This is a genomic window from Pasteuria ramosa (assembly GCF_056496785.1).
This window is the reverse complement of the sequence record NZ_CP143099.1, coordinates 130,036-145,831: the sequence shown is the minus strand read 5'-3', so window position 1 is coordinate 145,831 and position 15,796 is coordinate 130,036. Positions and strand designations below refer to the sequence as shown.

At 33.4% G+C, this 15,796-nt stretch carries 17 protein-coding genes; 14 read left to right on the top strand and 3 right to left on the bottom strand.

Features of this window, described 5'->3' with window-relative positions; translation table 11 throughout:
- Nucleotides 1-31: 31 nt before the first annotated feature.
- Both VS182_RS00735 and VS182_RS00730 read right to left on the bottom strand, forming a co-directional pair.
- Nucleotides 32-370: a hypothetical protein gene (locus tag VS182_RS00735; RefSeq protein WP_479492612.1), complete on the bottom strand. Its 339-nt coding sequence runs from the start codon at nucleotides 368-370 to the stop codon at nucleotides 32-34.
- Nucleotides 371-646: 276 nt separating this feature from the next.
- Complete coding sequence (locus tag VS182_RS00730) at nucleotides 647-919, bottom strand: hypothetical protein (protein WP_479484646.1); 273 nt, start codon at nucleotides 917-919, stop codon at nucleotides 647-649.
- 372 nt (nucleotides 920-1,291) lie between these two features.
- Here VS182_RS00730 and VS182_RS00725 point away from each other — a divergent pair, with 372 nt between their 5' ends.
- From VS182_RS00725 to glyS, 12 genes are all read left to right on the top strand, one after another.
- A complete protein-coding gene (locus VS182_RS00725) occupies nucleotides 1,292-1,612 on the top strand; it encodes a YabP/YqfC family sporulation protein (RefSeq protein ID WP_479484645.1) in 321 nt (106 codons plus the stop codon).
- On the top strand, nucleotides 1,609-2,817 hold the full coding sequence (locus VS182_RS00720; RefSeq protein WP_479492611.1) for a sporulation protein YqfD: 1,209 nt from the start codon (nucleotides 1,609-1,611) through the stop codon (nucleotides 2,815-2,817). The genes VS182_RS00725 and VS182_RS00720 overlap by 4 nt, the downstream gene beginning before the upstream one ends.
- Before the next feature lie 5 nt (nucleotides 2,818-2,822).
- Nucleotides 2,823-3,815, top strand: coding sequence for a PhoH family protein (locus VS182_RS00715; protein ID WP_479492610.1), 993 nt, complete (start codon nucleotides 2,823-2,825; stop codon nucleotides 3,813-3,815).
- A gap of 43 nt (nucleotides 3,816-3,858) precedes the next feature.
- Entirely contained in the window at nucleotides 3,859-6,042 is a 2,184-nt protein-coding gene (locus VS182_RS00710; RefSeq protein ID WP_479484642.1) for an HD family phosphohydrolase, read from the top strand.
- A gap of 15 nt (nucleotides 6,043-6,057) precedes the next feature.
- Nucleotides 6,058-6,525: an rRNA maturation RNase YbeY gene (gene ybeY / locus VS182_RS00705; RefSeq protein ID WP_479484641.1), complete on the top strand. Its 468-nt coding sequence runs from the start codon at nucleotides 6,058-6,060 to the stop codon at nucleotides 6,523-6,525.
- Nucleotides 6,526-6,615: 90 nt separating this feature from the next.
- Nucleotides 6,616-6,984 (top strand): diacylglycerol kinase, encoded by a 369-nt coding sequence (locus VS182_RS00700; protein ID WP_479484640.1) that lies wholly within the window; start codon nucleotides 6,616-6,618, stop codon nucleotides 6,982-6,984.
- 464 nt (nucleotides 6,985-7,448) lie between these two features.
- Nucleotides 7,449-7,868, top strand: coding sequence for a cytidine deaminase (cdd, locus tag VS182_RS00695; protein ID WP_479484639.1), 420 nt, complete (start codon nucleotides 7,449-7,451; stop codon nucleotides 7,866-7,868).
- Between the two features lie 87 nt (nucleotides 7,869-7,955).
- Nucleotides 7,956-8,798 carry a GTPase Era gene (era, locus tag VS182_RS00690; RefSeq protein WP_479492609.1) on the top strand — a complete coding sequence of 281 codons (843 nt, stop codon included), beginning with the start codon at nucleotides 7,956-7,958 and terminating at the stop codon, nucleotides 8,796-8,798.
- A 129-nt stretch (nucleotides 8,799-8,927) separates the two neighbouring features.
- A complete protein-coding gene (locus VS182_RS00685) occupies nucleotides 8,928-9,146 on the top strand; it encodes a YqzL family protein (RefSeq protein ID WP_479488737.1) in 219 nt (72 codons plus the stop codon).
- A 37-nt stretch (nucleotides 9,147-9,183) separates the two neighbouring features.
- The gene (gene recO / locus VS182_RS00680; protein WP_479484637.1) at nucleotides 9,184-9,969 is read left to right on the top strand and encodes a DNA repair protein RecO; all 786 of its coding nucleotides are present in this window, start codon (nucleotides 9,184-9,186) and stop codon (nucleotides 9,967-9,969) included.
- Nucleotides 9,969-10,862: a glycine--tRNA ligase subunit alpha gene (gene glyQ / locus VS182_RS00675; protein ID WP_479485104.1), complete on the top strand. Its 894-nt coding sequence runs from the start codon at nucleotides 9,969-9,971 to the stop codon at nucleotides 10,860-10,862. Before recO ends, glyQ begins: the two co-directional genes overlap by 1 nt.
- A 65-nt stretch (nucleotides 10,863-10,927) precedes the next feature.
- Nucleotides 10,928-13,024: a glycine--tRNA ligase subunit beta gene (glyS, locus tag VS182_RS00670; RefSeq protein ID WP_479492608.1), complete on the top strand. Its 2,097-nt coding sequence runs from the start codon at nucleotides 10,928-10,930 to the stop codon at nucleotides 13,022-13,024.
- Between the two features lie 306 nt (nucleotides 13,025-13,330).
- Here the strand turns inward: glyS and VS182_RS00665 are convergent, their stop codons facing one another.
- Nucleotides 13,331-13,807 (bottom strand): hypothetical protein, encoded by a 477-nt coding sequence (locus VS182_RS00665; RefSeq protein ID WP_479484635.1) that lies wholly within the window; start codon nucleotides 13,805-13,807, stop codon nucleotides 13,331-13,333.
- A gap of 373 nt (nucleotides 13,808-14,180) precedes the next feature.
- On the opposite strand from VS182_RS00665, the gene VS182_RS00660 reads away from it, so the two are divergent.
- Nucleotides 14,181-14,867 carry a precorrin-2 dehydrogenase/sirohydrochlorin ferrochelatase family protein gene (locus VS182_RS00660; RefSeq protein WP_479484634.1) on the top strand — a complete coding sequence of 229 codons (687 nt, stop codon included), beginning with the start codon at nucleotides 14,181-14,183 and terminating at the stop codon, nucleotides 14,865-14,867.
- 70 nt (nucleotides 14,868-14,937) lie between these two features.
- The gene (locus VS182_RS00655; protein WP_479484633.1) at nucleotides 14,938-15,543 is read left to right on the top strand and encodes a hypothetical protein; all 606 of its coding nucleotides are present in this window, start codon (nucleotides 14,938-14,940) and stop codon (nucleotides 15,541-15,543) included.
- Nucleotides 15,544-15,796 lie beyond the last annotated feature (253 nt).

Sequence of the window (15,796 nt, the reverse complement as noted above, 5' to 3'; positions counted from 1 at the left end):
AATTTTTGGCTTTTTTGAAATATATTTCAATTTACCATCTGTTCGAATAATAATTTAGAATTTCTTCATTACTTAGCTTTATATCTGTGCAAATCAAAGCTTTTGCTTTAGATATATCTTGACCTTCCTTAACGCAAATAAGTACCATCGCATTGTCAATAAAATTAAGATTACCTTCATATCTGTAAACACTATAACTTTGTTTTTTAATGGTAACAACTTTTGTATCTCTATTTTTTATAAAATTTAAAAACATTTTTATTTGATTTTTAATGCCTAAAGGACAAATAACAATATCGATTTTTAATGCACCTATAAAATTAAATCCTTTTTTAAGCTTGTTTCGATTATCTTTTTTGGAATATACCAAGAATCTACGCAAACATATGCTTTATGATCTAGCCCGGGTGCACTAGATATGATATATAAAGCATTATCAATTTTATCGCTTTCTGTTTTATTAGCATGTTTAACTTCTATTAAGATAGTTTAAACCATCTGTATGTAACATAGCTTGAAAAATAGAATGACCATATACACGTTTTTTATCTATATTAGAATAATGATAACCAGTTGCTTGTATAGGGTATTCAGCTGATGATTATGGCTTTTTCTTATGTAATACTGTATCGTCAATTATCAGAAATTAAGGTTTATTTTTCCCCTTAGCTTGATGGATAACTTCTTCATAAGCAACGTTTTTTATGGCTTTACTAAGTATTTTTTCATCCCATTTTGGATTATTCATCATATTGCTTATCGTTTGTCGACACCTATTATAAAAGCTTTTTTTATGAATATCTGACAAAGTTCCGTTAAAGTTTTGTAACAACATACCATCAATACTCTGCAAAATATGATTAAAAACAGATGAAGTAAATTGGGATATTAACCCCAATTTACTAAAAAATTTGACCAAATGAGATTTATTTGTTCACCTACAATTAATAGACATTCTTTATCCTCCTGTTGTGTTTGTTATAACATTTACATTTTACAAAGGGGATTGGGGAATGTCTATTTTTGTTTGTAAAATCTTAAAATATAATATATTGTAAACTTTGGAAATACAATAATATTTTATTATTTTGATTAATTATTTACATTTTTTGTTTTTTTTGCATGTACAGTATTTATAAGAATCCCATAATGGTATTTTTCCCCTAGAACTTTGATACTTATCATCGTGATCGGTTTTTTTATTTATTTTGTTTTTGATCTTGGTCTTATATTGTGCTTTTTTTCATATTACTTTCTCTGAAGGAATGTCCTGTCGGCGGAGGTAGAGAGAATGGATTTGCTTAATGATCTATTGCTAGAGGTATCCAAAAAAAAGCCTCGTATTGAATGGCTTGGAACACAAAAATGTCGTATTGAGAGTCATCAAGGATTAAAGAGTTTTTCCCCTCATATTATTGAAATAACTTCTTCTTTAGGTAGATTAATGGTTTTGGGTAAAGAAATGACGATTAGTGTTCTTACGCCAGAAAATATGGTTATAGGGGGATGTGTTTATAGCATTTTTTATGAAGATTTACAAAAGACCAATCAAGATATAGGTGATAAATACATAGATAAACAGAAAATAAACTTAAAGGATTATCGTAATTGAACTTTTTTATTCGATACTTACCTAAATGGTGTATAGGTATTGTCACTTTCACGGTTGAGGTTGCTTGGTTGCCTTTAGTATTAGAGATAGCTCGTGAAGAGAAGATAGATATATGGAGTTTAAATTATGTATCTAAAAATCATGTAACTTTTAAAATTTTTCTTGTTCATGCGCTTTATTTTATGCGTCTTGTCCATCGTCAAAATGGTAGAGTGAAAATTTTACGTCGTGAAGGTGCTCCTTATTTATGGCGATATGTTTTAAAACGCAAATTTTTTTGGCTCAGTTCTTTCTTGTCGTTTGGCATTTTTTGGTTTCTTATATCTATTATTTGGCAAGTAGAAATAGAGGGTACAGATGCTATAAATCCGCACAAAGTTCGCAAATTGCTATGGCAAGAAGGTGTTTATATTGGTCAATTTCGTTATAGAGTACCCCAAACAGAACAACTTTTACAACGGCTTAAATTTCAGTTACCAGAAGCAGCTTGGATTGGTTTGCGGATGGAAGGTGTTAAATTTGTTATAACTGTTATTGAAAAAAAACATGTTATACGTACTCCTTCTCGTAATCAGATTATTGACACAAGTGGTAATATTTCGGCTAAACGGGGTGCTATGGTTAGAGAAATTATCGTTGAACGAGGAAATCCGTTAGTTGATGTGCGTGATATAGTGCAAAAATCACAAGTTCTGATATCAGCTTATTATGGTGATCCAAAAAATCCAAATAGTATGGTATGGGTAGGTGCCCGTGGTCGTGTCATGGGTGATGTTTGGTATAATGCGGAGGTTCATATTCCTTCATCGATGATCAAACATGTATATACAGGTCAAAGACAAAAGCAATATTTCCCTTATTTTGGGGATAGTATTTTGCGTTTACCAATGCCTAATTTACCTTATGAAAAACAACGTATTTTTCAACGAGCACAACCTTTATATTTAGGACCTTGGCAGTTACCTTTTGGTTTTGTTGAAGAAGAATATTTAGAAGTTGAGGAAAGACAAATTCAGTATACATCATATGAAGTAACACAGCTGGGTAAACAAAGAGCCCGTGAAGCTGTATTGAAGATGTTAGGCCCTGAAGGTCATATCGTTGCAGAAAAGATTTTGCACCAGCGACTAGAGCGTGGTAAAGTGGTATTATTCGTACATTTTGATGCAACGGAGAATATAGCAGTTGCACAATCTGGGCAATAAGGAGAATGAGATTATTGCATCCGAAATATAATTTACGTATTCCTCTCCAGGGCACGTCTGAAGCCATACGTATTTTGGGGCCCAATGATCTTTTTTTGCGGACTTTGCAGGATGAAGTGCCTGATGTAGAAATGATTTCGCGTGGTGATGAATTGTTATTGCGCGGCGATGAGGATTCTGTCAAAAAATTGTCTAAATTGTTTCGCGTTTTGCTTAAACTAACTAGAAATGGTGTCATTTTTTTATCCAATGATGTCATTTATGCATATAAGATTGTTTGTGAGGGCTTAGAAGATGAGTTTTTTGCCCTTTTTGAAGAAAAATTAGATGTTTCGATTAATGATAAAATTGTTCGTTTACGTACCCTTGGTCAATTGCGTTATGTGCGTTCTATACAGAAACATGATGTTGTTTTTTGTATTGGTCCTGCTGGTACAGGTAAAACTTTTTTAGCTGTTGCTTTAGCTATCTCATCTTATAGGAAAAAGAATATTCGTCGTGTTATTTTAACTAGACCTGCAGTTGAAGCTGGAGAAAGGTTAGGCTTTTTGCCGGGTGATTTGCAAGAAAAGATAAATCCTTATTTACGACCTCTTTATGATGGTTTAAATACTCTTTTAGGTAATGATACGGTGCTTCGTATGATTGATAAAGGTGTGATTGAGATTGCTCCTTTAGCTTATATGAGAGGGCGTACATTAGAAGATTCCTTTATTATTTTAGATGAGGCACAGAATACCACACCTGAACAAATGAAAATGTTTCTAACACGACTAGGCGTAGGATCTAAAATGGTTATCACAGGTGATATTACACAATTAGATTTGCCTCATCATCAACGATCAGGGTTACACGATGCCATATCTGTTCTAAAAAAAGTACAGGGTATTGATTTTGTGACGATGGAAAAGAGTGATATTATGAGACATTTTTTAGTGCAACGTATGGTAAAAGCATATGAGGTCCAAAGTGCTTCAAATGTGATAAAAAAAACATGATGATAAAGGAAGCGGTGCAAAGAGCAAAGGAGATTGTTAGCGCATGAGAGCACTGCATAATTTTTTTCTTAAAATTAAGCAATTGGTATGCTTCCCTACATGGCGGATACATGCTGGGTTGCGTTTTTTTCTTTATACCGGTTTTAGTATTTTTCTAAGTATTTTATTAATTATTGGTTTTTCTCACCATAGTTTTCAAGTAGGAAAAGTGAGTTCTGAAACTTTTCGCTCACCCTTTACAGTTACTGATGTGCAAGCTACCGAAGAGGCTCGTTTACGAGCTGAGCAATCAGTTGATTTACAATATGTTGTAGATAGTCATAAGACATATGCACAATTAGAGCGTATAGATAAGCTGTTTGAAAAAATAAAATTTGCTGTAAGTAGTATGACGGGTACAGAACGTATAAATGCTATTGGTGATATTTTAAAAGATTTTAATTTCCTTGATTCAACGAATGAAGAAAACGAAAGAGAGCTTGCGCGTACGATTTCTTTAGTTTCTGTTGATAAGATTATGGAACTTCGTTTCTATATAAGCAATCTTGTGGGTGAAATTTTACGAGAAGGTTTATTGCCAACGGATGTAAAACAGCAGGTTGCAGATTTGCCTGATCTTTTATCGCAAAAATACCCTAATTTAGATTATAATTCTTTTTGGATAGTCGGTAAATTAGTTAAACAAAGTTTAGTTTCTAATAAAGAATATGATCAAGCAAAAACACAAGTCCAAAAAGATTCAGCGCGTAAATCTGTTAGTCCCATACACATTATTAGCGGACAAGTGATCATAGCTAAGGGTGAAGTTTTTACTAGTGACCATTTGCGTAAATTGCGTTATTTGGGTTTTTCTGTTGATGATTCATTAAGCAGAACCGTACTTTCTAAATTAGGGATAATCATTTTTGCTTTTCTAATGGTAATGTTATTATCAGGGTATATTAGGCGTTTTGTGCCTAGTGTAGAGAATGATAATCGTAATCTTACTCTTTTGCTATTTATTTTGTTATTAAACTGTTTATTGATTAAAATACTTGCCATTTTGGCCTCAGAAACAGAAGACTTGTATTCACTTGGGTTTGCTGCTCCTGTATCTTTTGCAACGATTTTAGTAACCATTTTATTAGATGTTCGTTTAGGTTTTATTATCTCTGCTTTAAGCTCCTTAGTCGTAGGATTTTGTTTTAACATTGGGATCAACTTTCCTTTTGATCTACGATATGGGTTAGTAGCATTGATCATTGGTATAGTGTCATCGTATACGGTTGCTGGATTAAAACATCGTGGACATATCCTTAAAGCAGGTTTAATATCATCTTTAGCTAGTTGGGTCCCTATTTTGGCTATTGTTTGTATGATGTTTCCTGAAGAAGATCTATGGATTATTCTGGTCAGAGAGCTTTCTTTTGGTTTAGCTGGTGGTATTTTAGGCTCTGTTTTAGCACTAGGGTTTTTACCTTTCTTAGAAATGCTTTTCGATGTTTTGTCTCCAATGAGGTTAGCTGAACTTTGTAACCCTAATCAACCTTTACTTAGACAGTTATTACTCAAAGCTCCGGGTACATATCATCATTCTATTATGGTAGCTAATTTAGCTGAATTAGCAGCGATAGCGATTGGTGCTAATGGTTTACTAGCTCGTGCAGGTGCTTATTACCACGATGTTGGTAAATTAAAACGTTCTCATTTTTTTATTGAAAATCAGACTTTAGGATCGCCTAATGCTCATGAAAGCATATCACCATACTTGAGTCGTTCGATTATTCAAGCCCATGTTTGGGAAGGTGTAGCAATTCTCAAAGAACATGATTTTCCCGAACAGATTATTGATATTGCTGCACAACATCATGGTACGACACTTTTACGCTTTTTTTACTATAAAGCATTACAGCAAGCTAAAGATAATGAAATTGTTTGGGAGGCTAGCTTCCGTTATCCAGGACCCAAAGCTTTAACCAAAGAAGCGGCTATTATTGGTATCGCTGATTGTGTCGAAGCAGCTATTAGATCTATGACGAAAAACATTACACCTGCTAGGTTAGAATCTTTAGTCAGGAAAATTGTACATGAACGTCTTTTGGATGGGCAATTTGATTCTTGTGATCTTACACTAAAAGAATTAGACAAAATTGTCCTTGCTATGATTTCATCATTACAATTTGTTTTTCATACTAGAATGGAATATCCAAAACTAATTAATACAAAAGATATTAAAAATCATCGTTAATGGGGGTAACATCATTTGGCTCTTTCTTTAAAGGTCGTGCAAATACTTAATGTACCTTTGTCCCCCCTAGAAAGCCAATCCTGGAAAATTATTAAACCATCATTGGAAATAGCTGGAAAGATGGAGGGTATAGGTCAACTGGAAGTTGTTGTTTTAGGTGTGGATGACGAAAAAATACGAGAACTTAACTATAATTTTCGACAGATAGATCATGCCACTGATGTTTTATCCTTTCCACAGTGGCAAACAGAAGAAATACCCCTTTTGGATTATGGGATGCCACTAGGGGATATTGTTGTTTCCATAACAAAGACTAGAGAACAATCATTACAATATGGTCATACTTTCGAAAGAGAGCTCATTTTCTTAGTAGTGCATGGGTTTTTGCATTTGCTTGGTTATGATCACAAACAAGTAGATGATGCACAAAAGATGGAAAAAAGACAAAATCAAATCCTAGCTGCTATTGGGATAAATAGATAAAAAAAAGATGTTTATTTTGGACAAACTAAACAAGGACGAAATGATATCAAGCAGTGGATGGACGGCACTGAATAAGGTAGGATATGGGATATGTACAAACTCGCTAAAAGTATCACCTATTGTTGGGCTGGTTTAAAATATGCTTTTTGTAGCGAAAGAAATTTGCGTATTCATCTATTTATGTCTTTTTTAGTCCTTATGTTGATGATCTTGTTACCGACAACCCTCTTTGAGCTTATTGTGGTTCTGTTTTCTATTGCCCTTGTTATCTCTGCGGAACTCTTAAATACTGCTATTGAGACAGTTGTAAATTTAGTTAGCCCTGAATATCATCCATTGGCTAAAATAGCCAAAGACGTTGCTGCTTCAGCTGTTTTTGTTACTTGCGTGGGTGTTTTTTGCATAGGATTTTTAATCTTTTTTCCTAAGTTTATATTTTTATATTATATTATATTTTAAATCAACTTATATTTTAGTTTCATCTTGAAATATAAGTTGATTTATATTATTTTTTATCACTAGTTTTTAAGTTAAAAAAACAAGAAAAAACAAGAAAAAACAAGAAAAAACAAGAATAAATAAGAATAAATAAGAAGACAAAAAAGAAACACAAAGAAAAAAAGAAGAAATAAGAAAAAAACAATAAAAAAAAATAAAAGAAAAAATAAAATAATAAAATAACGAGACATATCTTGTTTCGTTATTTTAGTAGTTTTCTAGGATATTAAGCCTGAATTGGCGATATAGATATCTATTGATCTGCTTTTTATCTGTCCAATAAAATACTGAAAACAATTTATTTTTACTGCTATTTTATGTTATTATTTGATGTATGGTAAATTTTAGCTTTCTGATTTTGGGAGCTATGTTTTGTATTATATTGGCTTTTTATTTAAAATTTTATTTTAGGAGGTGTTTTTTTAATGTTACCTGATATTGTGTTCAAAAGAATGCATGAATTGGCTGAAGAGGCTTTTAGTTGTTCCTATGCCCCTTATTCTAAGCTTTCTATTGGTGCGTCCTTATGGTTAGAGGGTGATGTTTTTGTGGGCGGGTGTAACGTTGAAAATGCTTCTTATGGTCTTACTATATGTGCCGAAAGATCAGCTGTTTTTAATGCTGTGCAAAAAGTTGCTAAGAAGCCAGTTATTAAAGGTGTGTTAGTGTTATCGGATGCCAAAGAGCCTATACCTCCTTGTGGGGCTTGTAGACAAGTTATTGCTGAATTTGGCTTAGCTGATACCATTGTTCGATGGATGAACAAGCAGGGTGATTCTTGCCAGTTGTTGCTAAAAGAACTTTTACCACATTGTTTTTCTCTGGAAACATTTAAATCATTCTAGCATAGAAGGGATATATGAAATATCGTTATTACGAAAACAGCACCTGAGTTCAAAGCTGGTTTTATCACACTAGTCGGTAGACCGAATGTGGGTAAATCAACCTTATTGAACTATTTTATGGGGCAAAAAGTTGCTATCGTTTCTGATAAGGTACAAACAACGCGATTGAATGTATCTGGTATTCGGACGACTGATCATAGTCAAATGATTTTTTTAGATACGCCTGGTATACACAAACCAAAGCATCGCTTAGGTATGTATTTATCTGAAAATGTTGAAAATGCTTTGCAAACAGCAGATATAATTTTACTTTTACTATCAGCTAAGGATCAAATTGGACCATCGGACCGTTATATATTTGAATTATTAAAAAAGAAGCAAAAACCTTTTTTAGTAGCTATTAACAAAATCGATTGTGTCAAACCTCATTGTATCTTACCCTTGATAGATGTTGTTAATAAGTACTTACCATGTGAGGCTATTGTTCCTATCTCAGCTTTGAATGGTGAGCAAGTGTCTATTTTATTTGAACATATGGAAAAGTTGTTACCTGAAGGTGTTATGTATTACAATAAGGAATCATGTACAAATCAGTCTTTATCCACACAAATATCAGAATTTATTCGTGAAAAAATATTACTACATACCAAACATGAAATTCCGCATTCGGTGGCTGTTAAAGTAGAAGATATTTCTCATAAAAAGAATCATTGTCATATTAGGGCTGATATTTATGTTGAACGCGTGTCGCAAAAAGCCATTATTATCGGTAGCCAAGGTTCAATGCTTAAGCAAATAGGTATTGAAGCACGGCAATGTATTGAACTTTTATTAAAAAAACAGGTTCATCTAGAACTTTGGGTTAAGGTTAAAAAAGATTGGCGTCAGGATAAAGAATTTTTATATCAACTTGGTTTTGGGGTAAAATAGCAATGAGTTAATTTGTTTGAAAATATTTTTATGCATCAAGATCTATAAACTTGGTTACCCTACAGGCTGCTTCTGTTGTGAGGTTTGGTATGTGCATAGCGCATTGTAACCAAGATAAGCAACTCGAGCTTGGCGAAGACCCACGAAAAGGAGGATGCCAGGGTGCGTAAGTTTATTTGGGATTGTTTCTCTCTTACAGGTAGTATTGAACTTTATTTACTTTACCGTGAAATAGATCATCATTGTAAAATGGTGGATGAATATCAGCTAGAAGAAGAAGCCAAAGAAACTTGTAACATTAAATTGGATCTTGTGACACCTTCTACTCCTATGACCTTGTCGCCATAAATCTTGATTTATTTCTTGATTAAGGAGAGCATATCTTATGCTCCATGTTTGTAAAGGATTAGTATTACGTACTACCCTATATGGTGAAAGTGATAAAATTGTTCATTTATTGACAGATAAATATGGTCGTATTTCGCTTCTAGTACCTCGTGCTAGACGTTTAAAAAGTCGGATGTTAGCTGTTACAGAGCCTTTAGCAGAGGCTATCTGGCATTATCGTGTTTTTAATCGTGAGACGCAGTTGCCACGTTTATATGATGTTGAAACATTATATATTCATCATCATTTGCGCAATGACTTGCTTTTGTGTACCTATACAGCTTATTGGTTTGAAATCTTGATTATTAGTTTTGCTGAACGTGAATATATACCCCATTTATATGACTTTATGCAAACTGCTTTACACAAACTTTCGACAGGTGCACATTCTGATTTTTTAACACGAATCGTGGAATTGCGCCTGATGATGTTCGCTGGTTGGTTACCTACACTTGAGCGATGTATCATTTGTGGTTTTTTGAACAAACCTTTTTGTTTCATGCCAGAACAAGGTGGCCGTGTATGTATTTCTTGTCATGAGACAAAACATATTCAAGGGCATGTGATTTATTTATCAAAAGCCGTACAGCATTTACTACCTAGCATGACTAACCTTGTTTTAAAACATTTAGGCAAAGTATCATTACAAAAATCGACACACAGACAATTAGCTCGTGTATGCGCTGCCTGGTTAGCAGCGCATTTACCATGTGCTTTGCGTACGCAATCATTGTTATCTGCACTTCGAACTACCTGGTGTTTAGAAGGAGAAGAAAAAAAATGATGACCTGGCTAGAGATAATAAATGCTTTGCAGGCATTTTGGGATAAACAAGGATGCGTTATCTTACATCCTTATGATGTCGAAAAAGGTGCCGGGACGATGAATCCCCTTACTTTTTTGCGTGCCTTAGGCCCTGAACCTTTTCGTGTTGCTTACTTAGAACCATCACGAAGACCGGTCGATGGCCGCTATGGTGAGAATCCAAATCGCTTATATCAACATTATCAATTTCAAACACTTATAAAACCTGCTCCAGACAATATTCAAGATTTATACCTTAAAAGTTTAAAAGTCTTGGGCATAGATGCAAAAAAACATGATGTTCGTTTCATAGAAGATAATTGGGAAAACCCTACCTTTGGTGCAGCGGGTTTAGGATGGGAAGTATGGTTGGATGGTTTGGAGGTAACACAATTTACTTATTTTCAACAAGTAGGAGGCTTAGACCTTGAATTAATTCCCGTAGAAATAACCTATGGGTTAGAACGACTTGGTGCCTACATTCAGAAAAAAGAAAGTGTTTTTTCAATTATGTTAAATGATAATATTACTTATGGAGATATTTTTATACAAGCAGAATATGAACAATCGGCATACAGCCTAGAATTTGCTGATATCGATAAACTAGTTCAATTATTTTTAATTTATGAACAAGAAGCAGAGAGAATTCTAGAAAATCACCAACTAGCTTTCCCCGCATATGACTGGACTTTAAAGTGCTCGCATATCTTCAATCAACTTGAAGCAAGGGGTTCCTTAAGTGTTGCAGAACGCACCTCATACATAAGTCGTATTCGCAATTTAGCGCGCCGTGTTGCTAAAATATATATAGCTGAACGTAAAAAACGTGGGTTCCCTTTGCTTGAACAGACAAATATTGCTGTTGAACAATGAGAGACAAACAAAACACAACAAAATAAATAAAACACAACAAAATAAATGATAAATGGGGGAGATAAATGCGTAAAGCGGATTTTTTGCTAGAATTAGGTTGTGAAGAATTACCAGCGCGTTTTTTGCCTTCATTGAAACAGGAACTTTGTGAGGATATTGTTGCTTTTTTAGAGCAGGAAAAGGTTACGTTTGGTCGTGCGGAATCATACGCTACACCGAGAAGATTGGCTGTTAGTATCGAACAAGTTTCCTTAAAACAAGGACAACGTTTGACCGAAATACGCGGACCTTCATTGGCTATTGCTAAAGATAGTACAGGTTCATGGACGCGTCAAGCATCGGGTTTTGCCAAGAAATATGGTTTGAGTGCAGATGATTTAAATGTTCGTGAAGTTAAGGGTACGGAATATCTCTTTGCGCAAGTGTCACAAAAAGGCAATTCTACTACGGATCTTTTGGCATCATCTTTACCTATTTTACTAGACAACCTTAAATTACCTAACAGCATGCGTTTTGGCATAAACAACGCACGTTTTTTACGACCAGTTAGATGGATTTTAGCCCTACACGGGGACGTAGTTATACCTATGAAATGGGCTGATCTTCAATCAGGTCGTACGACCAGAGGGCATCGTTTTTTAGGGCGTGTAGTTGAAATTAGTGAACCGTCGACATATCTTCAGCAACTAAGAGAACAATATGTTCTAGCTGATCGGGTTGAACGTAGGACACAAATAAGTATGCAATTACAACAACTTGCTAAAAAAGAAAACTTTATCGTTGATACGCCTTTAGATCTTTTAGAAGAAGTTACCGATATCGTGGAATTTCCAACAGCTTTTGTAGGTGATTTACCTGCCCAAAGTATTGAATTGCCAGAAGAAGTACTTTTAACTACAATGAGGATCCATCAACGTTATTTTTCTGTACGAAGTACTGAAGATAAGAAAATTTTACCCCTTTTTATTGCTGTACGTAATGGTAATGATGAAAATATCGAAATGATTGCTCAGGGAAATGAACGTGTTATTGCTTCTCGTTTGGCTGATGCTAATTTCTTTTATCAAGCAGATAAGCAGAGAACATTGGAAGATCATATTGCAAGCCTGGATAAAATTATTTACCATGAAAAAATAGGTAGTGTCTTACAACGCGTTAAGCGTATGGGTAATCTAGCTAATAATGTAGGACCTGCTTATAATTTAGATGCTAAAGAACTCAAATTATTGTTAAGAGCAGTTGAATTATGTAAATGTGACTTATCAACGATGATGGTTAATGAATATCCTGAATTAGAAGGTACCATTGGAGCACATTATGCTCGCGTATTTGGTGAATCAGATGAAGTGATCAATTCGATTGCTGAGCATCTTATGCCTAAATCATCAAGTGATGATATCCCTGGCACAAAATTAGGTATTATTTTGTCTTTGATTGATAAATTCGAAATGATTACCGCTTACTTTGCTGCAGGTATTCGTCCTACCGGGTCACAAGATCCTTATGGTCTAAGAAGAAGAGCACAAGCTGTGGTGACAACCCTTTTACAACCTGAATGGTCGCAGTTAAGTACTTCATATTTTTTTAACAAAGTAATTGATTCTTTAGTAGAAGATAGATTATTAAAGGCATCTCGTGGTGAAGTTATCGAGGCTTTACAACAATTTTTTCACTTACGTATGGTATCGTTACTTGAAATACGTCCTTTTCGTCAAGAGGTCAAAACAGCTGTCTTGGCTGGAGATATTACGGTTCCTTACTTAGTCTTATCTAAAGGTGAATTATTAGAAAAATTATGTTCCTCAGATGATTTGAAAACCCATGCCGAAGCTTTCGTACGCGTAGCTAAAATTACATCGCGTGTTGAAGAAAAAAAAGAAGTATATCCACCATCTTTAAGAGCGCCGGCTGAAATCGATCTTTACCGTTGCTTACAAGAAGCAAGAGAAAAATATGATCTTGCACATACCAGTAGAAATGCACAAGGCATGTATGATGCTATTACGATTTTAACCGAGCCTATCCATCGTTTTTTTGCTGAAGTATTGGTCATGGTTCAAGATGAACAAATAAAACAAAATCGTTTGGTATTATTAAAAAATATCATGAATTTAACATCTTCTTTTGCTGACCTAAGTCATATTATAACTAAAGATAAATGATTTATGGACTTGATTAATCTGTGGTGAGAATTATATTTATTTTTTTATATAAAACAAAAAACCTGTTAACATCTAGAATCTAATTTAGAATATAACAGGTTTTTTTAATTTACTTTAATGATTGGAAAATAAAATAGATAAAAAAATTATTTATGTAATTAACTTAATATAAGTTTATTAATTAATAAACAATAAAATAATATATAAATCAATATATAAATCAATATATAAATCAATATATAAATCAATATATAAATCAATATATAAATCAATATATAAATCAATATATAAATTAATTTATAATGTTTAATTCTTTCTAAATAGAAGTACGCCTAAGATAACAATAAGTAGTGCCCAATAAGTATTTAAGAAAGGAGAGATACCTGAGAAACCAGGTATGGTATGTAATTTGGGCCAGGCGCAAAATCCGCATATAAGAAGTGTTGTGCCTATCGTGGTAGTTTGTTTATGTTTGTCCACGCAGCAGCGGAATAATATGCCGGCTCCTAACAAAAAGAGCATAATACTCCAGTGTGATGGCCAACCTGTGATATGATTATGTCCCCATAAAAATAAGGTAAAACTTGTAAAAAGACCGCTTATAAGTGCTAATAGACCGTTTCTTTTTGCTAAAGCTATCATCATTAGTACGAGTCCAAAAACTAAAAAAAGAAAATGTTTTGATGCAAATGCCATTGTAGAAATAATACCTTTATGTTGTGCGATGATGAAACAACCAACCATAACTAAAGAAAAACCTAATAAACGCATTTGGATCATCATATGTTTTGCCTCCGTTATGAGAATATATTAAATACAATGATACCAGAAGTAGCCAATGATTTAGTTTTTTTTCGTGTTTAAAAATGCTTAATTTTGTGACAATAAGCTATCTTCATTATGGACGTTATTTCCATAAATAGCTTTTATCTCATCGATATTTATTTTATAAAAATGCATATATAATTTAAAAATATTTTTTGTTTTAATTTATTATAAGTTAAAGCTTTAAAATATAAATAATAATTTTTAAAAATAAATGCTTATAAAGTGCTTGGTGTGCAAGCTTCTTTGGTTATACTAATTGGAGTAAAGGGTAGATCACGAGCTGCAGAAGCGATAAATAAATGATGCCATCAGGAGGGATTGTGGATAAATGGGATGGTATGGACTGATGGTTGATTTAGAGGGCCGCCATTGTGTTGTTATCGGTAGTGGACCTATTGTAGAGCGTAAAGTACGCGATTTGCTTGAAGCTAGTGCTATTGTGGAAATTATCAGTCCAAAATTAGGAGCTAGTTTGCGTTCGGGATTTGATTCTAACAATTTAATATGGCATCAACGTGAGTATCGATATGGTGATTTAGTCAAAGCTTGGTTAGTCATTGCAGCATCTGATGATTCATTAACAAATGATACGATCCAACGTGAAGCTAAATCATGTGGTGCGTTGGTATACGTTGTTGATCGTCCCAATAAAGGGAATGTTCAGATACCTGTTTCGATTCAACGAGGAGATATGCGCTTATGGATTTCTACCGGTGGTGTTAGCCCGGCTTTAGTACGTCGTATACGTGTGGAATTATTGGCTCGTTATGGGCCTTCTTATGCTGTTTGGATCAAAATTTTAAAAGAGGCGCGTGCTTATTTGCAGCATCAAGAAATTAGTACAAAAAGACGTCAAGAAATTTTACAAGAATTAACTTCGGCTGATTGGGAAGTAATTTGTCGACGCGGACACAGGGCTGCTAGAACAATGATGAATAATTGGTTAAAGAAGCAATTAGTTATCTCTTATGAAAAACCAACGGATAAGAACCTTGATAATGATGATCCAAAATGAAGATGAGCCAAATTTTATAACATAAAAATGCGTATCTTAAATCAATGCATGCCATAAGGGGGATATACTTATGGACGTATGTCGTATATGTCAAACTGCAAGCAATAGTTTGTTTGTATCCTGGCTTCTAAGTAAATTGATTGAAGGTACTTTCGGAGGACGTGAAACCATTTCTTATGGCATGTTTTGCTTAGGTACATTGGCTTTTTTACCTGTTTATTGGCTTATATCAAAAAAAAAAATACATACAGGTTGGCTTCTAGTAAATATTTTTGGTTATTTTATCTTATTTATGGTCCTAGATTCTGTCTATAACTCTCTATCTCATCTGAGTTTTATTTGGTTTTCCACCTTAGGTATTTGGTTCACAATTATTATTATTACGGTCATCTTGTTTCATAATGTGCGTTTAAAGCGCATAAATAAACAGCATAAAATAGCTGCTTATTGTAACTTTTCAGTTCTAACGATCATAGGTTCTTTTTTTTTGTTAACCTTAATTTTTTTATACGCAATGTTTTATGATTATCAATATACACATTTTATAATATATTTATTGTCATCTATATTTATAAATTCTTTTCTTTGGTCAAAAGAATATATATCTTTTCTGACAAAAAAGATGATCAAAACAACAATGGTTGCGCCATCGACAATTTTTAACCGAAAAACATAGAAAAAAATTAATTATGATATATTAATTTTGTTTGTTTTTATTATTTGTGTTATAAAATAACACATTAATCTTTTAGTCATAATTATTGAACAAATTTTATAAATTATTAGTTATAAATTATTATATAGTAATTTGCTTTATTAAAACAGCATAACATTAAAATAACAAGCCTATTGCTATTTGCTTGTACGAGCTTTTCAATGGTGTATAAATATTTTTTATAAAAAATATTATTTAACAATATTATCTGAAC